21 protein-coding genes are annotated in these 18934 nt (G+C 33.1%); 16 read left to right on the forward strand and 5 right to left on the reverse strand.

What is annotated here, in order from left to right; all coding sequences use genetic code 11:
* The first annotated feature begins 16 nt into the window (after window positions 1–16).
* A complete protein-coding gene (locus tag RN605_RS05500; RefSeq protein WP_313322936.1) occupies window positions 17–706 on the forward strand; it encodes a hypothetical protein in 690 nt (229 codons plus the stop codon).
* Between the two features lie 54 nt (window positions 707–760).
* Here the strand turns inward: RN605_RS05500 and RN605_RS05505 are convergent, their stop codons facing one another.
* Window positions 761–2632 (reverse strand): alpha-amylase family protein, encoded by a 1872-nt coding sequence (locus RN605_RS05505; protein WP_394853495.1) that lies wholly within the window; start codon window positions 2630–2632, stop codon window positions 761–763.
* A gap of 141 nt (window positions 2633–2773) precedes the next feature.
* Here RN605_RS05505 and RN605_RS05510 point away from each other — a divergent pair, with 141 nt between their 5' ends.
* The 5 genes from RN605_RS05510 to rlmH all read left to right on the forward strand — a co-directional run bounded on the left by RN605_RS05510 (window position 2774) and on the right by rlmH (window position 8350).
* On the forward strand, window positions 2774–4408 hold the full coding sequence (locus RN605_RS05510; RefSeq protein WP_313322938.1) for an OstA-like protein: 1635 nt from the start codon (window positions 2774–2776) through the stop codon (window positions 4406–4408).
* A 33-nt stretch (window positions 4409–4441) separates the two neighbouring features.
* Window positions 4442–5632 carry an aspartate aminotransferase family protein gene (locus RN605_RS05515; protein WP_313325798.1) on the forward strand — a complete coding sequence of 397 codons (1191 nt, stop codon included), beginning with the start codon at window positions 4442–4444 and terminating at the stop codon, window positions 5630–5632.
* Window positions 5633–5728: 96 nt separating this feature from the next.
* Window positions 5729–7129 carry a tetratricopeptide repeat protein gene (locus RN605_RS05520; RefSeq protein WP_313322940.1) on the forward strand — a complete coding sequence of 467 codons (1401 nt, stop codon included), beginning with the start codon at window positions 5729–5731 and terminating at the stop codon, window positions 7127–7129.
* Entirely contained in the window at window positions 7130–7870 is a 741-nt protein-coding gene (locus RN605_RS05525) for a shikimate dehydrogenase family protein (RefSeq protein WP_313322942.1), read from the forward strand. It abuts the gene before it with no gap.
* Window positions 7871–7876: 6 nt separating this feature from the next.
* On the forward strand, window positions 7877–8350 hold the full coding sequence (rlmH, locus tag RN605_RS05530; RefSeq protein WP_313322944.1) for a 23S rRNA (pseudouridine(1915)-N(3))-methyltransferase RlmH: 474 nt from the start codon (window positions 7877–7879) through the stop codon (window positions 8348–8350).
* A 10-nt stretch (window positions 8351–8360) separates the two neighbouring features.
* On the opposite strand, the gene RN605_RS05535 is transcribed toward rlmH, so the two are convergent.
* Both RN605_RS05535 and folP read right to left on the reverse strand, forming a co-directional pair.
* Window positions 8361–8990, reverse strand: coding sequence for a hypothetical protein (locus tag RN605_RS05535; protein ID WP_313322946.1), 630 nt, complete (start codon window positions 8988–8990; stop codon window positions 8361–8363).
* Window positions 8987–9805: a dihydropteroate synthase gene (gene folP, locus RN605_RS05540; RefSeq protein WP_313322948.1), complete on the reverse strand. Its 819-nt coding sequence runs from the start codon at window positions 9803–9805 to the stop codon at window positions 8987–8989. The genes RN605_RS05535 and folP overlap by 4 nt, the downstream gene beginning before the upstream one ends.
* 149 nt (window positions 9806–9954) lie before the next feature.
* Here folP and RN605_RS05545 point away from each other — a divergent pair, with 149 nt between their 5' ends.
* The 9 genes from RN605_RS05545 to RN605_RS05585 all read left to right on the forward strand — a co-directional run bounded on the left by RN605_RS05545 (window position 9955) and on the right by RN605_RS05585 (window position 17002).
* Window positions 9955–11811: a M1 family metallopeptidase gene (locus RN605_RS05545; protein WP_313322950.1), complete on the forward strand. Its 1857-nt coding sequence runs from the start codon at window positions 9955–9957 to the stop codon at window positions 11809–11811.
* Between the two features lie 113 nt (window positions 11812–11924).
* The gene (locus RN605_RS05550) at window positions 11925–12470 is read left to right on the forward strand and encodes a DUF1599 domain-containing protein (RefSeq protein ID WP_313322951.1); all 546 of its coding nucleotides are present in this window, start codon (window positions 11925–11927) and stop codon (window positions 12468–12470) included.
* A gap of 10 nt (window positions 12471–12480) precedes the next feature.
* Entirely contained in the window at window positions 12481–13587 is a 1107-nt protein-coding gene (locus tag RN605_RS05555; RefSeq protein ID WP_313322952.1) for a MauE/DoxX family redox-associated membrane protein, read from the forward strand.
* Window positions 13588–13606: 19 nt separating this feature from the next.
* Window positions 13607–13918 (forward strand): hypothetical protein, encoded by a 312-nt coding sequence (locus RN605_RS05560; protein ID WP_313322954.1) that lies wholly within the window; start codon window positions 13607–13609, stop codon window positions 13916–13918.
* A gap of 6 nt (window positions 13919–13924) precedes the next feature.
* The gene (locus RN605_RS05565) at window positions 13925–14422 is read left to right on the forward strand and encodes a TlpA family protein disulfide reductase (RefSeq protein WP_313322956.1); all 498 of its coding nucleotides are present in this window, start codon (window positions 13925–13927) and stop codon (window positions 14420–14422) included.
* Window positions 14422–15174, forward strand: coding sequence for a triose-phosphate isomerase (gene tpiA / locus RN605_RS05570; protein WP_313322958.1), 753 nt, complete (start codon window positions 14422–14424; stop codon window positions 15172–15174). The genes RN605_RS05565 and tpiA overlap by 1 nt, the downstream gene beginning before the upstream one ends.
* A gap of 155 nt (window positions 15175–15329) precedes the next feature.
* Entirely contained in the window at window positions 15330–15797 is a 468-nt protein-coding gene (locus RN605_RS05575) for a hypothetical protein (RefSeq protein WP_313322959.1), read from the forward strand.
* A 61-nt stretch (window positions 15798–15858) separates the two neighbouring features.
* Complete coding sequence (prmA, locus tag RN605_RS05580; RefSeq protein ID WP_313322960.1) at window positions 15859–16692, forward strand: 50S ribosomal protein L11 methyltransferase; 834 nt, start codon at window positions 15859–15861, stop codon at window positions 16690–16692.
* A gap of 34 nt (window positions 16693–16726) precedes the next feature.
* Window positions 16727–17002, forward strand: a complete 276-nt coding sequence (locus RN605_RS05585) for an ATP-dependent Clp protease adaptor ClpS (protein WP_313322961.1) — start codon at window positions 16727–16729, stop codon at window positions 17000–17002.
* Here RN605_RS05585 and RN605_RS05590 read toward each other — a convergent pair.
* Entirely contained in the window at window positions 16995–17420 is a 426-nt protein-coding gene (locus RN605_RS05590) for a hypothetical protein (RefSeq protein WP_313322962.1), read from the reverse strand. The two genes, RN605_RS05585 and RN605_RS05590, sit on opposite strands and share 8 nt — an antisense overlap.
* A 10-nt stretch (window positions 17421–17430) precedes the next feature.
* Window positions 17431–18411 (reverse strand): FKBP-type peptidyl-prolyl cis-trans isomerase, encoded by a 981-nt coding sequence (locus RN605_RS05595; RefSeq protein ID WP_313322963.1) that lies wholly within the window; start codon window positions 18409–18411, stop codon window positions 17431–17433.
* A gap of 80 nt (window positions 18412–18491) precedes the next feature.
* Here RN605_RS05595 and RN605_RS05600 point away from each other — a divergent pair, with 80 nt between their 5' ends.
* Window positions 18492–18863: an RNA-binding S4 domain-containing protein gene (locus RN605_RS05600; RefSeq protein ID WP_313322964.1), complete on the forward strand. Its 372-nt coding sequence runs from the start codon at window positions 18492–18494 to the stop codon at window positions 18861–18863.
* Window positions 18864–18934: the final 71 nt, after the last annotated feature.

Here is an 18934-nt window from a genome sequence, read left to right on the forward strand (position 1 = left end):
ATAAACCGACCTTACCATGAAGAAAAAAGAAGCCGTTCGCCTTTACAAGTTCTCTGACGCCACTTTGGTAACCAAGTCTCTTGAAAAACTTGCTTTTATAAAAAGAGACGAAGCTGAATTTGATAAATACAATATTACTGCTGTAAAAAGAGAAGCTTTGAAAGCCGAAGTTGAAGCTTTTTCGGAACTTGAAACTGATGTTGAAGCCTTACAAGACCAAGTTGAACGCACTGAATTGAAGGATAAAAAAGCCGAAGAAATTCGTGTAAACGTTCGCGAAGTAATGTCGAGCGTTGAATTAGTGTATGCTGTAGACAGCGCTAAGTATAAAAAGTTTGGCACAGAATCTCTTTCTCGTCAAACTGATTCTGAATTGTTAATCACTGCCAAAAGAGTGGTTCGCGTGGGTACAGAAATGCTTCCGGTGCTTTCTGAACATGGTTTAACTGCTGATGAATTGTCTAAAATTACTGATTTAGCTAATGAATTTATGGATTTAATTGTTGACCAACACGTAGAAATTGGTGAAAGAGATATTAAACAAGAAGACCGCGTTGAAGCTGGCAATGCTATTTATAGTGTTTTGATAAAATATACCAATCTTGGGCAAGCCATTTGGATTGATAAAGATACCGCTAAGCATAATGACTATGTGATGTATAACACACATACCGGCGAAGCTCCTGAAGACGGCGACGCTGCCTAACAGTACTAAAAAACCCTTTCTGTTGAAGAAAGGGTTTTGTTTTTATTGATATTCTTATAGCTTAAATATAAAACTCTCGCTTGGTTTGATTTTTACTTTGATGATGCCGCGTCCGTCTTTTACTTCTAGCGTTGAAGTTTCGTGGTTATACAACTGGTCGGTTACTTTATAGTCGCCGTCATTCAGGTTCCATTTTTGAATAACATCTTCGGGTACAATCAAATCAACATGACTGGTGGTAACCCACGAGCAATTGGCAATGACGATGAGTTTTTCTTTGTTATCCCAGCGTACAAACGAGTACAATCCTGGGTCATATTCTTTAGTTTCGTTTCTATTCACGGTTTGGATTTCCTGATACTTGCCCATCATCGCACTGCTGTTGATGGTGAAGTTCAATAATCGGGCGTAGAAATCTCTGAGCGCTTTTTCGCTTTCGGATAATTGTCCGCCGTCAAATTTTCCGCCGTTCATCCAACGTTGATGGTGAGGTACACCAATATAATCAAAAATTGAAGTTCTAGTTGGCTTGCCAAAACCAGCGTCTTCGTTGCCGGGTTCGCCTACTTCTTGCCCAAAATAAATCATGGTTGGCGACGTGCTGATGGTTGCCGAGATGACCATAAGCGGTTTTCCTTTTTCGGGCGTTCCTGCAAAGGCTGGACTTGCTAATCGCTGTTCGTCATGATTGTCTAAGAAGTGCAACATGTGGTGTTCTATGTCGGTCATGTTGCTTTGGATGTCAGATAACGGATCAGGCAGGGTTTGCCCGTGTATTACGGCTTTCAATAAGTCATAAGTCTCAACCTTGTCGTATAAGTAGTCCATCAATCCGAGTTTGATGTAGTTGCGGTACTCTTTTGGGTTGTATACTTCGGCTAAAAGGAAGGCATCAGAGTCTTGCATCTTGATGGCAGAGTTCATGTAGCTCCAAAATTCGTAAGGAACCATCTCGGCCATGTCGTATCGGAAGCCGTCAACGCCTTTTGCTATCCAGTAAAGCGCAATATCGCGGAATTTTTTCCAGCTATTCGGAACGTCTTTTCCTTGCCAGAACTCGTAGTGTGCTTTGAAATCTTTTTTATCAAAACCTTCAGGCAGTTCTGGGAAGTCTTTCGAACCGTCGGGCTTGATGCCGTAGTTTACTTTTACGGTTTCATACCAATCGTTGATGTCTGGCTTGGCAAGGCGCGAACCATTTCCGGTCCATTTGGCAGGAAACTCTTTGAATTTACCATCAATCAAAGGATTTTTTTCGCCATTCAAAGGTTTGTAGCTATCAGAGGTTGGTACTTCAAAAGCTTTACCAGGTATATAATAGAAGTTGTTGTCTCTTTTATATTCTACCGAAGTGTCATCGTTTGCTCCGAAGTCTTTTACGCCTTTTGGGTTGCTTAAACTATGATAATTACGCGCGATATGATTAGGAACAATATCGATGATGACTTTTAGTCCGTTGGCATGCGTTCTTTTCACCAAAGCTTCAAATTCTTGTAAACGCTTGGCAGGATTAACAGCCAAATCAGGATTAACGTTGTAGTAATCTTTAACCGCATACGGACTTCCGGCACGTCCTTTCACCACGTCTGGGTCATCATTCGAGATGCCATATTTAGTATAATCTCTGATGACATCGTGATGCGGAACGCCAGTATACCAAATGTGGGTTACGCCTAGTTTTTTGATTTCGGATAAGGCTTTATCGGTGAAATCATTGAACTTCCCTACTCCATTTTCTTCAATGGTTCCCCATGGTTTGTTGGTGGTGACTTTGTTTCCGAATAATCGGGTGAATACTTGATATACTACGGCCTTTTTTGGCTTGCTTTCGGGTAATGGTTGCGTCATGTTGGGCTTGTTTTGGGCAAAATTCAAACTTGCAGAAAAGATACTTATGGCTACTATAAGTCTTGCGCTTTTTTTCATAGTGGTTACTCTGGCTTCACTTTGATTTATGAAGACATAGTCACAAATATAGAGAATAGATTGAATGTTGAAACATAAATTATTCTTAATTCCGTATCCTATTGGTTCTAAATTCCTAAATTTGACAAAAATTTTTACCGCTTGAAGAAGTTACTTTTACTTTTCGGATTTGTTTTCTGTTTCGTCAATCAGTTAGAGGCACAAAAATCTTCTAAAATCAACATAGAACATGCCGATTTTGCAGACAAAAACGAAGAAGAAATTCCCGATGCTATCTTATTGAGAGGCAATGTGAGAGTAAATCACGAAGGCGTTCGTTTTACTTGCAACAAAGCCTATTTTTTTGAAAAAGAAAACTACCTGAAAGCCTTTGGCGATGTGCAAATGGTGCAAGGCGACACGCTTACACTCAACAGCAAATATGCAGAATACAACGGCGAAGTAAAACAGGCCTTTGCTACCGGTAATGTTATTATGCGCTCGCCAGAATCTACCTTAGTAACCGACACGATTAACTTTGACCGAAATACGCAGGAAGCCTACTATAATACTTTAGGGATTATCACCAACAGAGAAAACACCTTAAGAAGTAAAAAAGGACGCTACTATGCCAATGAAAAGAAGTTTCGTTTCTTGACAACCGTTTCTATTACCAATCCAAAGTATGTCATTAAGTCTGACCACTTGGATTATTATACTAATTCTGGGCATTCGTATCTTTTTGGACCATCAACCATTACCAGTAAAGAGAATTACATCTATACCGAAAAAGGATTTTATGACACCAAGAAGAACTTGGCTCATTTTTTAAGGAAATCCTACATTAAATACAACGACCGACTGATTGAAGGCGACAGTTTATACTATGACCGTAACCGCGAGTTTGCTTCGGCAACCAACAACGTGAAAATTACCGATTCTATTAATAAAGGTATCGTAAAAGGACACTATGCCGAATTATACAAGCTGAAAGATTCGATGTATGTTACCAAAAGAGCCGTTGCTATTAACTTGGTAGAAAACGATTCGGTTTATATTCACGGAAAAAAATTAATGGTTACCGGTAAAACTGGAAACCGCGTGATTAGAGCTTTTAATAACGTTCGATTCTATAAAACGGACATGAGCGGAAAATGTGATTCCATACATTCCGACCAAAAAACCGGGTTAACTAAATTGATTAAAAACCCAATCCTTTGGAATTTTGAAAACCAAATGACGGGCGACATCATGCACTTAATAGGTAACAATAAAACCGAAAAGTTAGATTCCTTGAAAGTTTTGAATAACGCTTTTATCGTCTCCAAAGATACGCTCAGCGGAGGCTTTAATCAGGTGAAAGGACAAAATTTATACGGACGGTTTGAAGACAGCAAACTCAAAGAGGTTGATTTAATTAAGAACACCGAGGTTATTTATTATATGCGTAATGATAATCAGGAATTGATTGGAATTAACAAAAGTGTTTGCAGTAAAATCAATATGGTACTGGATGGAAATACCATTGAAACCATTACCAATTACAATTCGCCTGAAGGAGAAATTTATCCCGAAAAAGATTTACCCGAAAACGCTAGGAAACTTCGAGGCTTCATTTGGCGTGGTGATGAACGCATAAAGAGTAAAGACGACATTTTTCCTCCAGAAGAAAATGAATTGGATGCTAAAATTCAAGCCGACAAGAAGAAAGAAATGGATAAAGAAAATCTTCCACTTGAACCAAGAAAAGAAACCTTAGAATACGACAAGAACAATCCGAAACCTCAAGTGAAATAGTTATCCCATAATACTTGCGATAATTGATTAATGATGAAAGAAGACTTCCTGAAATACCAAGCTCAAACTTCACCATATCCTTTAGGAATGGAAGTTTCGCACGCCATAGGTTCTTATATATACGACACCAACAATAAGAAATATTTAGACTTTGTAGCTGGAGTTTCAGCGTGTAGTTTAGGACATCAACATCCAAGAGTCAATCAAGCCATCAAAGACCAGTTAGACAAATACTCTCATGTGATGGTTTATGGTGAATATGCACAACATCCAGCTGTGCAATACTGTAAATTGTTAGTAGAACATTTACCGCCGAGTTTAAACAAAGTTTACTTAGTCAATTCAGGAACGGAAGCTTGCGAAGGTGCGCTAAAACTGGTTCGACGTGTTACTGGCAGAAGTCAATTGATTTCTTGCCATAACGCCTATCATGGAAACACTATGGGTTCGATGAGTGTTATGGGTTTTGAAGAACGCAAACAAATCTTCCGACCATTGATTCCCGATGTAGATTTCATCACCTTTAACAATGAAGCCGATTTAGAAAAAATCACTACCAAAACCGCTGGAATCATTCTTGAAAGCATTCAAGGTGGCGCAGGTTTTATTGAACCAACAAATGATTTCTTAGCCAAAGTAAAAAAACGTTGTGAAGAAGTTGGTGCATTAATGATAGTCGATGAAATTCAACCTGGCTTTGGAAGAACCGGAAGATTATTTGGCTTTGAAAACTATAATGTTGTTCCTGACGTAATTATAATAGGAAAAGGAATGGCTGGCGGAATGCCTGTTGGTGGATTCATTGCTGATGAAAAGTATATGGATTTATTATCGCACGATCCAAAATTGGGACATATTACCACATTTGGCGGACATCCTGTCATTGCGGCAGCAAGTTTAGCAACCTTAGAAGAAATCTTAGAAAAAGACTACGCCAAACAATCTTTAGAAAAAGAAAAGTTATTTAGAAGTCTTTTGGTACATCCTTTGATAGAAGAAATTAGAGGAAAGGGATTAATGCTGGCAGCCATGACAAAGAGCGCTGAAATTACAAATCAAGTCATTTTTAAATGTCAAGATAAAGGTTTAATATTATTCTGGTTACTATTTGAAGCTAATGCCATTAGAATAACGCCACCATTAACCATTTCTGAAGAGGAAATAAAAGAAGGTTGCGCTATAATCATTGAAGCGATGGATGAAGTACTGAATACTTTATCATAAATTGTTAATTAAATTGTTTACAACAATAATTCACTTTTCTTCAAAAAAGCATGTGTTTAACTACTTTTATTAAGTATAATTTTTAAACCTACTATTATGCATTTCGAAAACGAAGAAGAAGACCGTAATTTATCCCTATCAAAATTTGAATCTATGTTGAAAACCAACAAAGTATTCTTTTTTGACTCAGAGGAATTCGAGGAAATCATCTTGCATTACCTCGATATGGGAAAATCTAGTTTAGCTAAAAAAGCTTTAAAGTTAGGCTTAGATCAACATCCTAAATCTACTGGATTAAAATTAGTTCAGGTAGAAATGCTAATTTATGATGACAAACTTGACCAAGCAGAAAAATTGCTTACCGAGTTGTATGCCATCGAACCAACAAACGAAGAAATTTACATTCAAAAAGCAAATATTTACTCTAAAAGAGACAAGCATGAAACTGCTGTTGAACTTTTAGAATCTGCTTTACAATTCTCAGAAGACCATGCTGATATTTTCAACCTAATTGGTATGGAATATCTTTTTATGGATAATCTTGAAAAAGCAAAAGAAAGTTTCATCAAATGTCTTGAAGAAGATTTTGAAGATCAATCTGCTTTATACAACGTAGTTTATTGTTTTGAATTTTTAGACCAAAACAAAGAAGCCATTGAATATCTAAAAACTTACATCGACAGAAATCCATACAGCGAAATAGCTTGGCACCAATCTGGTCGTTTATACTATGGATTAAAAGAATATGAATTGGCTGCTGCTGCTTTTGAGTTAGCAACTTATATTGATGAAGAATTCATTGGCGCTTACATGGAACGTGGTAAAGCTTTGGAGCGTTTAAAAAGATATGCTGAAGCCATTGACAGTTACAATCAAACTATAGAATTGGGCGATCCAACTTCGTATGCATTGTTGCGTATCGGTAAATGTTTTGAAAAACTGGGTAATAAAGTTGAAGCATTAAAATATTTCAACAAAACAGTACACGAAGATCCACTTTTAGATAAAGGTTGGATTGCTATAACTGATTTTTATGTTCGTCAAAAAAATTATCAAAAAGCGTTGTACTATGTTAATAAAGCATTAGGAATAGACGACCAAAATCGTTTGTACTGGAAACGTTTTGCTACTATCAACAAAGCAATGGATAACTTTGAAGAAGCTGAGTTTGGCTATAGAAAAGCCGTAGAACTTGGTGATTTCCAATTAGACACTTGGTTGTTTTGGGTTGACATTATGAAAATAATGGGCGAAAACAATAATGCTATTTTGACCTTAATTCAAGCTGCGGAATATTTTCCAGAGCAATTTGAAATTGAATATCGTATGGCAGGTTTTCATTTCTTATTGCATGAAGAAGAAAAAGGCAACTTTCATTTGAGTAATGCTTTGCGATTAAATTCAAAGAACGTTACGCTTTTAGAAGAATTATTTCCATTGGTTTGGGATAGAGAATCTGTTCAAGAATATATAGCTAAACATAAAAAATCTGAATAAATGTCGAAAAGACAATTTGGTCTAATCGGTAAAAATATTTCCTATTCGTTTTCAAAAAAATACTTTACGGAAAAGTTTGCCATGGGTAATCTTGACGGTTATACTTATCAAAACTTTGACTTGCAATCTTTAAATGAATTTCCAGCAGTAATCAAAAACAATCCTGATTTGGCCGGAATGAATGTTACCATTCCTTATAAAGAAACGATAATTCCTTACTTGGATAAACTTTCCAAAAACGCTACAAAAATTGGCGCAGTAAACGTAATTCGTTTTACAAAAAATCGAAAACTAAAAGGTTATAACTCCGATTATTTTGGGTTCATGAAATCTTTAGAACCTTTGTTGCAACCACATCATAAAAAAGCTTTGATTCTTGGAACTGGCGGCGCATCTAAAGCTGTAGCTTATGCTTTAGAACGGTTAGGTATTCTTTACACTTTTGTAACTCGCGAAGAAAAACCAGGAATGATTGATTATGACCGAATCAATGCTACTACTTTTGACAACTATCAAATTATTATTAATTGTACACCATTAGGAACTTTTCCGAATGTAAAAGAATGTCCCAATTTGCCTTATCAATTTTTTACTGAAAAACACATTGCTTTTGATTTAATTTATAATCCTGAAGAAACTCAATTTTTGAAGAAAGCCAAAAAGAAAGGCGCTATCATTAAAAACGGAGCAGAAATGTTAAAGCTTCAGGCCGAAAAAGCATGGAAAATCTGGAATAAATAAGAATTCATGAACATCAAACTTTTAGCAATTGGTAAAACAGATAATAAATCGCTTCAAACCTTGATTGACGATTACACAAAACGCTTGTCTTTTTATATCAAGTTTGATTTGGAAATTATTCCCGATATTAAAAATGTGAAAAACCTATCGGAAGCACAACAAAAAGAAAAAGAAGGCGAATTAATTTTATCAAAACTTTCACCAACTGACCAATTAATACTTTTGGATGAAAATGGTAAAAGTTTTTCCAGTGTTGGTTTTTCAGATTTTTTACAAAAAAAGATGAATTCGGGCGTTAAAACTTTAGTATTTGTAATTGGCGGACCATATGGTTTTAGTGAGGAAGTTTATAAAAAAGCTCAAGGAAAAGTCTCCTTATCCGAAATGACTTTTTCGCATCAAATGGTGCGTTTATTTTTTATTGAGCAATTGTATCGTGGGTTTACAATTCTCAAAAACGAACCCTATCACCATCAGTAAATTGCTTGGATTAGTAAATAAATTCAATTGTACTCGATTGTAATATTGGAGTATCAAAGTTTAATTTTTTTAATAAAAATCTATTCTTTAAATAAGCTTCAAAAGAGAGTTCTTTACTGAAACAAAATTGAAATTTATTAGGCTTATCACTTTCTAAACTGTCTAAATAAGATTGTAAATTTTCTTTTTCAACTTTAACATTATCCACAAACAACTCTGAATGAGCATCAAAATAAACTTCCACTCCAAAAGTTGGTTGTTCCATTGTATAAACTGTTTCCGTAAAAGGTTCAAAGGCTAATGTTTTTTTCTTGCTATCCATATAAGTAAAATAGTTCTCAGCGGTTTCACTTTTGTGAACACTACTTTCTTTTTTGGCTTGAAGTTTTTGAATTTCGGGAATAATCAGTTTTAATGGCAAACGTTTATCAATATTAAACAACCAATTGGTAGAACTGATAGAATTTTTTCGGTTCACATCAACCAAAGTGTCTTTTCCTTTTACTTCAAAAAACATATAAATTGGCGAATGGTCTTGCACTTCCGAAACTATAGTTTCAGGAATTTGAGGTAACAAAACATCTTTTTTGGTACAAGAAAACAACAAAACAAAAACTCCTAATAGTACTATTTTTTTCATAATTGGTTCACTAATTTTATACATTCAATAGCTTCTTTTACATCATGAACACGAAGAATAGCTGCATCTTTTTGCAAAGCAATTGTATTCAGAACTGTTGTTCCATTTAAAGCAAATTCTGCTGAAGTTTCTAATACTTTATAAATCATTGATTTTCGTGAAACACCAATTAAAACAGGTAATTCTAACATTTGAAATAACTCCAGATTATTTAAAACTTCAAAGTTTTGCTCCATTGTTTTGGCAAAACCGAAACCAGGATCAATAATCAAATCATTGATTCCAAAGCTTCTCGCTTTGGCTACTTTTTCCGAAAAATAGAACAACATTTCTTTCGTAATATTTTCATATTGCGTCAAGCTTTGCATCGTTTGCGGATTTCCTTTCATATGCATCATAATATATGGAACTTGCAAATCGGCTACTATTAGAAACATATTGTCATCTAAACTTCCAGCAGAAATATCGTTGATAATGCATGCGCCATTTTCGACAGCAATTTTAGCAACATTACTTCTAAAAGTATCAATTGAAATCAAAGTTTCTGGAAAACTTTTCAAAACAGCATTCAAAACAGGAAGCAATCGGTTTATTTCTTCTTCTTCCGAAACAAATGCTGCATTAGGTTTACTTGAATAAGCACCAATATCAATAAAAGTAGCACCATCAAGAAGCATTTTTTCCACTTGATTTAAAATATCTTTTTCATTGGAAAATTTCCCGCCATCATAAAAAGAATTCGGAGTAACATTCAATATTCCCATGACTTTGGGAGAAGACAAATCAATAAGATTTCCTAGGCAATTGATGGTCATTTATATGATAAAAGAAATTATTTGTAAACTATTTTTAACTCTTTGTAAAGATAAATATTAAACTCAGAATATCTATCCTTTTAATTATTACAAACGTTAGCTATTGCTTTTTTTGTACTTTTGAAATCAACATGCAAACAAATCATATAATGCACAAATATATTTATGGCGCAATTGCGCTTATTTCTTTTAGCATAATTTCTGCTCAAAACATCATTCCAACACCAACTAATATTAAAGCAACATACATCAAAAAAACACGTTCAAAAACAGGCGAACCAGGCGAAAAATATTGGCAAAACAAAGCCAATTATAATATTTCAATTGCTTTTGACCCGAAAACATTGTTGCTAAAAGGAAGTGAAACCATTCAATATTTTAATAATAGTCCTGATACTTTAAAAACGATTGAATTCAAGTTATACCCAAACTTTTTCAAAAAAGGTTCCATGCGCTTGATGAAAGTTGAATCAGACAATGTGAGCGATGGTGTTTCGATAGAAAGTATGTCTGTAAATAATGAAAAATTTGATGTAAACAAACTTATGATTAATGGTACTAACATGACTGTTAGAATTCCAAAACTTGCTCCAAAACAAAACATCAACTTCACCATTGATTTCTCATTTACACTTAACACAGGTTCAAATTTCAGAACTGGAAAAATTGATGATGGTGCTTACTTTTTAGCTTATTTTTTCCCAAGAATCGCAGTTTATGATGATATTGATGGTTGGAACAAACATCAATATTTAGGAACACAGGAATTCTACAATGATTTTTGTGATTTTAAAATGGAAGTTAAAGTTCCAAATGATTATATGGTTTGGGCAACAGGCGATTTAATGAATTGCAATGAAGTTTATAATGATAAGTATTGCGAGCGAATTCATCATGCTGAAACAAATGATGAAATTAAGTATATTATTTCTAGTGAAGATTTAAAAAAAGGCGGAATTACCAATTCAACAAAACAAGAGAACACTTGGCACTTTGAAGCAAAAAATGTAACCGATGTTGCAATAGCTTTGAGTAATCACTATGTTTGGCAATCTTCGAGTGTAATGGTTGATCCAAAAACAAAACGCAGAACCAGAGTTGATGCAGTTTATAACGAAATTCATAAAGATTTTGAACTTGTTGCCTCTGATGCTCGAAAAACTGTTGAAGCGATGAGTTATAGCTTTCCAAAATGGCCTTTTCCATATCAACATGAAACTATTTTTGATGGTTTAGACCAAATGGAATATCCAATGATGGTAAATGATAATCCGGTTGAAGATAGAGAAGAAAGCATTGAACTGACTGATCATGAAATTTTTCACACTATGTTTCCTTTTTATATGGGAATTAACGAAACAAAATACGGTTGGATGGATGAAGGTTGGGCAACCATTGGCGAATGGATAATTACACCTTTAATTGACAATCGATTTGTTGATAAATATGGTATTGAACCAACTGCTCAAAATGCTGGAAAAGAAATTGATGTTCCTATTACAACTTTGACAACGCTTTTAAACGACACTTCAATGTTCATCAATTCATATCCTAAACCTGCTTTTGGCTATTTGTTTGTTAAAGATATGCTTGGCGATGAACTATTTTACAAAGGATTACATTATTACATCGGAAAATGGAACGGAAAACACCCAATGCCAAATGACTTTTTCTATTGCATGAATACTGGTAGCGGAACAAATTTGGATTGGTTTTGGGACAAATGGTTTTTTGGAACAGGAATTTTAGATTTATCGATTAAAAATGTAAAAGCGAATCAAATTACGATTGAAAACCTAGGCGAAAAACCATTACCAATTGACTTAGAAATTACCTTTAGCGATGGAAGTGTTGAAAAAATCCATCAATCAATTGCCGCTTGGAAAAAAGGTAACAAAGAAGTTGTTGTTACAACAAAATCAGCAAAAAAAATTAAAAAAGTGGTTTTAGGCAGTACTTATGTTCCTGATTCAAACAAGAAAAACAATCTATTTGAATTAAAGTAAAAAATAAAAAATCAATTAATTACAAATCTTAATTCAGGAATAAGATTATCAACTTTGTACTTCAATCTATATTCTTTATTTTTGGAAAAATTTGACCTAAAAAAATCGAAAAAATGAGTAATACATCTCAAGAATATGATAATGTTATCGCTATTTGCAGACAACTTTATGCTAATAAATTAAAAGATTATGGATGTGCTTGGCGAATCTTGAGATTACCTTCTTTAACCGACCAAATCTTTATTAAAGCACAACGAATAAGAAGTTTACAACAAAATGTAGTTCGTAAAGTTGATGAAGACGAAACAAGCGAATTCATTGGTATCATTAATTATTCTATAATGGCATTAATTCAACTAGAGCTCGGAGTTGTAGAACAACCAGATTTATCAGTTGAAAAAGCAGTTGCTTTATACGATGAAAAAGTTGCCATCACCAAAACCTTAATGGAAAACAAAAATCACGATTATGGTGAAGCTTGGCGCGAAATGCGCGTAAGTTCATTAACCGATTTAATACTTCAAAAACTTTTACGTGTAAAACAAATTGAAGACAACAAAGGTAAAACTATCGTTTCTGAAGGTATCGATGCTAATTATCAAGACATGATTAATTATTCTGTTTTTGCTTTAATACTAATGAAATTTGGTCAAAACTAAACATAAAACTATGACTTCAAAAAATAACATTGCCTGGGGAATTCGTATCATTATTTCCTTTTTATTCTTACTCTCAGCAGTTGCTAAATTATATCCTTCACCCTATTTTGCTATTTCAACTTTTGAGGTAAAACAGTTGTATCCAATGGGTTTTTCAGAAGGATTTGCTCCTTATTTTTCCAGAATTTTAATCGGGATAGAAATTGCACTTGGGTTATTAATTCTGCAAAAAAACTTTTTGAGAAGCATTGTAATTCCTGGAACTATTTTATTACTTGCAATTTTCACTACCCATTTAACTATCGAATCATTTATTAATGGTGGAAATACCGGAAATTGTGGCTGCTTTGGAAGTTTATTACCAATGACGCCAATTGAAGCAATTATTAAAAATGTAATAGCTATTGTTTTATTGGTTTGGCTATTCATCATTATTTCAAAAACAAGTGAACGAAAAGATAATTTTTGGGTTTTAACAACAGTTACTTTTGCTTCTATCCTATCATTATTCATGCTTGCACCAATTCAACCTATCGAGGCTGAACAACCTGAAGTAACTATTGAAAACTCTCTTGAAACAATTGATTCGTTAAGTAAACCAAAAACAGAAATTATTCAACCAATTACCGATACTGTAAAAAAAGTTGAAAAAACTGTTGCTGTTGAAGTTTCTAAAGAAGAACCAAAACCAGTAGTGATAAGTGAACCTGAAATGCACAAATCAGGTTTTGCACAATATTTTCCATCCATAGATAAAGGAAGAAAAACACTTTGCTTGTTTGTTCCAGGTTGTGACCATTGTAGAGAAGCTGCAAAAGAATTAACCGAATTGAAAAAGAAAACAAAAAACTTTCCAGAAATTTCTATTATCTTTATGAACGAGGAAGCCGATTTAATTCCAGATTTCTTTAAGTTTGCTGGTGCTGAATATCCATACAAGATTATTGAAATAATTCCTTTTTGGAAAGTTCTTGGCAAAGGACGTGATACACCTGGAGTTAAATATCTATGGAATGGAAATGAATACAAATATTACGATGGAATTAATGATAATAAATTTGATGTAATTGATTATCAAAAGTTAATTCAGAAACCATTTGAACAATTAAAAAAATAATATTCTTTTAATTTTATATATGTTAAAGTCTTTTAACCTTAAAAAAGAAAAAAATAAAGCTATTGCTGGTATAGTATTGTGTTTTGTTTTAATTATTATTGGATATATAGTATTAAATACAATTGCTACCTATGAAGATCCACCTATTGGGCATACTTTTTTCATTTTAGTTGGATTGTCTCTAATTGCTATAGGTTCAGTCGGTATTATAATTATAGTAAAACATTTATATGATGTTAAAAGAAAGAAGAAAAGAAGAGAACAAAAAAGAAAAAAACATAAATTGGTTTTTTTGAAAAAGGATTCCATTGAAAAGAAAAAAGAAGAATAATTTACTATGAAAAAAATATCAATAATGCTGATTTGTGCTCTGTTTTCTATATCATGTACAAATGCACAAAAAAAAGAATTTTCAAAACAAACATTGTCTAAAAATCTAGTTGCTACTGATAAATCAGAAGTTTCATTTTCTAGTATACTCGAAAAACAAAAAGGCAAAATTACCGTAATTGAAGTTTGGGCTTCATGGTGTGGTGATTGTGTAAAAGCAATGCCAAAAGTTAAAGCAATGCAAGAAAACAATCCAAATGTGAGTTATGTATTCATATCAATGGATAAAACTTTTGAAAAATGGTTGAATGGAATTGAAAAGCATGATTTAAAAGGAGAACATTTTTGGGCAACTGATGGAACAAAAGGCGAATTTGGAAAATCGATAGATTTAGATTGGATTCCGAGGTATATTATTCTTGATAAAGAAGGAAAAATAATTACCTATAGAGCGATAGAAACTGATTTTGACGAAATAAATGCTACACTAAAAGAATTAAAATAATGAGAAAAAAAATTGTTGCTGGTAATTGGAAAATGAATAAAAATTCGGAAGAAACCGAAGATTTATTAAATGATTTAATTGATAAATTGCCAAATGATGTTGAAGCTCAAATAATTGTTGCTCCAACATTTGTAAATCTTGCTTCCGCTGTAGACCATTTAGAATATACCAATATCATTGTTGCTGCCCAAAACATGCATCAAAATGAAAATGGTGCTTATACTGGTGAAATTTCAGCTGATATGTTAAAAAGCATTGGTGTGAATACCGTAATAATTGGACATTCAGAACGCAGAGCCTATTTTCATGAAACGGATACTATTTTAGCTCAAAAAGTAACTACCGCTTTAAAACACGATATGACCGTTATCTTTTGTTTTGGAGAAGAATTAAAAGACAGAAAAGATAATCAACATTTTAATGTCGTTGAAAATCAACTCAGAGATGGATTATTTCACATTGCAAATGAAGATTGGGAAAAAATAGTTCTAGCTTACGAACCTGTTTGGGCAATCGGAACAGGAGAAACTGCTTCGCCAGAACAAGCTCAAGAAATGCATGAATTCATAAGAGAAACTGTTATAAAAAGATATGGCGCAACTATAGCTGAAGATGTTTCCATTCTTTATGGTGGAAGTGTTAAACCTGAAAATGCAAAAGAGATTTTTTCAAAACCCGATGTTGATGGCGGATTAATTGGTGGCGCAGCATTAAAAGCTAGTGATTTTGCTAAAATTGTAGAAGGAATTTAATTAATTTAAATAATAATTCAAATACGTAAACCTTTCATTAAATTGAAAGGTTTTTTTTATTTATAAAACCAAATTAATGTATTTCATCGATATTATTTGCTTTTTAACGTTTAAATGACTTAAGTTTACCTCACAATGTCAAAACAAATAATACAATGAAAATTAAATTCGCTCTTTTGTTAGTTGTATTCACCTGCGTTAACATTTTTGCTCAGGTTGACAATCAAAAAAGATTACAGTCAGACGTTCGCAAATATTATGTTTGGAATAATGATGAAAAAAAATATGAATTAATGGAAACTGAATATGAACATTCCATAATTGATATTCGCGAAATTGGTTCTAAAACAAATGGTTACATTGTAATAAGTATGCTTGATAACGGTTTAACACGATTACATCATGGTTCTATCTATAATTATTCTCAAACTTCTGAAAATGAAGGCACGTGGCTCTTTAAATCTAAGACTTCTAAAGCTAAAATGACTTATAACCCACAAGACAATACTATAACGTATCTGTATGATGCAGATAACAATCGTTATAGAAGATTACTAATATTTAATGTTGTTCCAGACGAACTGCCAGAATCCAGTTTACGAACTATCGTAAAAGTTGATTAACTTTTATTTTCAAAACAATTGAAAAACTTCATTCGATTGTTACCTTTGCAAAAAATAATTTATGTCAAACAGTTATTTAGGGTTTCATTTTAACATTGAACCTAAAGAATTAGGCTCTGAAATATTAATTGCAGAACTGGGTGAAAAAGCATTTGAAAGTTTCATAGAAACAGAAACTGGATTGAGCGCTTACATTCAAAAAGATTTTTACACCGATGATATATTGAACGATATCTACATTTTAAGTTCACCTGAATTTAAAATAACTTATTCTATTGAAGAAATAGAGCAAGTAAATTGGAATGAAGAATGGGAAAAAAACTTCGAACCCATTGATGTAGACGGAAAGTGTCATGTTCGTGCTCCATTTCATCCTAAAACTGAAGCTGAATTTGATATTATCATTGAACCAAAAATGAGTTTTGGAACAGGACATCATGAAACTACACACATGATGATTCAACATCTTCTTGAAACAGATGTTACCAATTTAAAAACGTTAGACATGGGTTGCGGAACTGCAATTTTGGCCATTCTAGCTGAAATGAAAGGCGCTAAACCAATTGATGCCATAGATATTGATAATTGGTGCTACTTAAACTCCATAGAAAATGCTGAACGAAATAATTGTAAAGAAATTTCAGTTTATGAAGGAGAAGCAAATTTGCTAAAAGGAAAAAAATACGATTTAATCATTGCCAACATTAACAGAAACATTTTGTTGAATGATATGCAACAGTATGTGGATTGTTTAAATAAAAACGGAATCCTGTTGTTAAGTGGTTTTTATAATGAAGACATTCCTTTCATCAACGAATCGTGTGAAGATAAAGGATTAACTTTTGTTAAAAAATTGGAAAGAAACAATTGGGTTTCTCTAAAATATGTAAATTAGTCTTTGAAAATTTTACGAAGTAAAGCTAATGAAAATGAGTACAATAGAAAAAGTTCAAGAAGAAGTTTTAGTTGAAGAATTAATTGGTATTAATAACGAAATTGTGTTGTATAATGATGATGTCAATACTTTTGACCATGTAATTGAAACACTAATAAGAGTTTGCCAACACACATCAGAACAAGCAGAACAATGTGCTATTTTAGTGCATTACAAAGGAAAGTGTACCGTAAAAACAGGTCATTTTGATGAATTAAAACCTCAATGCACTCAACTTTTAGAAGCTGGACTAAGCGCCGAAATTATTTAAACTTCCAGTCAAACTCATCGTTATCTTTGATAATTGCACCAATTTCTACACGAATCACTTCATTGTATTCCGTTTGAAGAATCAGCCAATTACTTTCATTAAAATGATTTTCGGTGCTGTCAAATGTTTCAACTTCCCATGATTTAAATGGTAAATCATTTTTTATTTCATCAACATTCCTACCAATTACCTTCTTATCTAAAATAGTAATTTCAGGATTTGAAGAAATAATATAACCCAATTTAAAATCTTCATCGGCATAAAAAGTCAAACGAAGTTTTTTATCATTGTAAAGATAAATTTGATTTCCGTCTTCGTCTTCAAATTTTTTATCCGGTTTACCATAAAGCATTTCAACATCTTTTTGTTTCATTCCAAAAAGAAGTTTGTCGATACCGTTTTTTAGATTGATTATCAAGAGAAATTATTTAGTTATGACAGCTCGGGTCTAAATGACGCTTTTTACCATTACCATTTGAACCACAAGTTGGAATATCATCAAATGAATAAATAGCGGTTTCCTCAACGTTTATTCTAATCTCATAGCGGGTTAGAAACTGATCTCCATCATCATCGGTATCTAAAAAATCAGGAACCCCATCACCATCGGTATCATCTGGATTGGTAACATCTGCATCAAAAACATACATATAACCATCATTATTAATGTCCTCTAAATAAGAAGGAATACCATCACCATCTTGGTCAGCTCTGTTAATTTCATATAATTTGAAGCTAAATACTAAAGGTGAATACGAAGGAATCGTTCCTTGAGAACTTCTATAATAAGCCAAACCTGAAGGTATAAACATTACTCCTGCTCCAAAATCAGAATAAGAAACAGTTCCATCTGGATTTTCAGTATAAACACCTGTTTTAAATTTTGGAAATATTTCAGCCCAACCACGAATTACACCTGTAAGGGATAAGAAAGATTGCGGGTTTTTATTTTCTTCAAATTGAATACCTTTTAATTCAGTAACGCCATCTACAGTACTTTTATAAAGATATTCTCCTCTGTAACCTGCTAAAACCTGATCAACATTACACGGTGATTTACTTTCAGGACCTGAACCTTCTCTTAATTGTAAATAGTATATTTTATAAGTAATATCATTTTGCTCTACTAATCTGGTTTGAATAGGATAATCCGTTTGATTCCATATAGATACTTGTGTTCCTCCATCAGGAATTTTAGTAAATGTTACATCCATATCATCATCAGCACCAGGATTATTTACCACTTCCATATAATGAGTCTGCATGAACTCCTCAATATTAGCAATATCCGTTGCATATTGTTCTGCATAATCTCTTAAAGGCACTTCATTACTACTATCACTTTTACTACAAGAAGCAATTATCACTATAATTGCCAACATCGAAAAAGTCTTTAAAAATTTGTTCATTATTCTTTCTTGTTTAGGTCGTGCAAGATACAATATTGATTTATTTTTGTAAACAAATTAACGTTGATTTTAGAAATTTTATGAGAGTAGACAAATTTTTATGGTGTGTGCGCTATTATAAGACCAGAAACATGGTGACAGAGGCTTGTAAAAAAAATCAAGTTACAGTGAATGGTCAAGTAGCAAAAGCATCTAAGGAAGTATTTCCTATGGATAAAATCACCTTTAGAAAAGATCAAATCACCTACATAATTTCTGTTTTAGACATCCCTGCCAACAGAGTTGGTGCAAAATTAGTAGATGTTTACCGCAAAGATGAAACTCCAAAAGAAAGCTTTGAGCATTTGGAATTATTAAAACTCTCTAAAGAGCATTACAGGAAACATGGTGAAGGCAGACCAACCAAAAAGGACAGGAGAGATCTTGATAACTTTGGTTTAGAACAAGAGTAGTTTTTAAAAAGTATAAAAAATAAAAAAGCCCTTCCAAATTGGAAGGGCTTTTAATTTTAGATTATTAAAAA

This window comes from Flavobacterium sp. PMTSA4 (assembly GCF_032098525.1).
GTDB classification, from domain to species: Bacteria; Bacteroidota; Bacteroidia; order Flavobacteriales; family Flavobacteriaceae; genus Flavobacterium; species Flavobacterium capsici.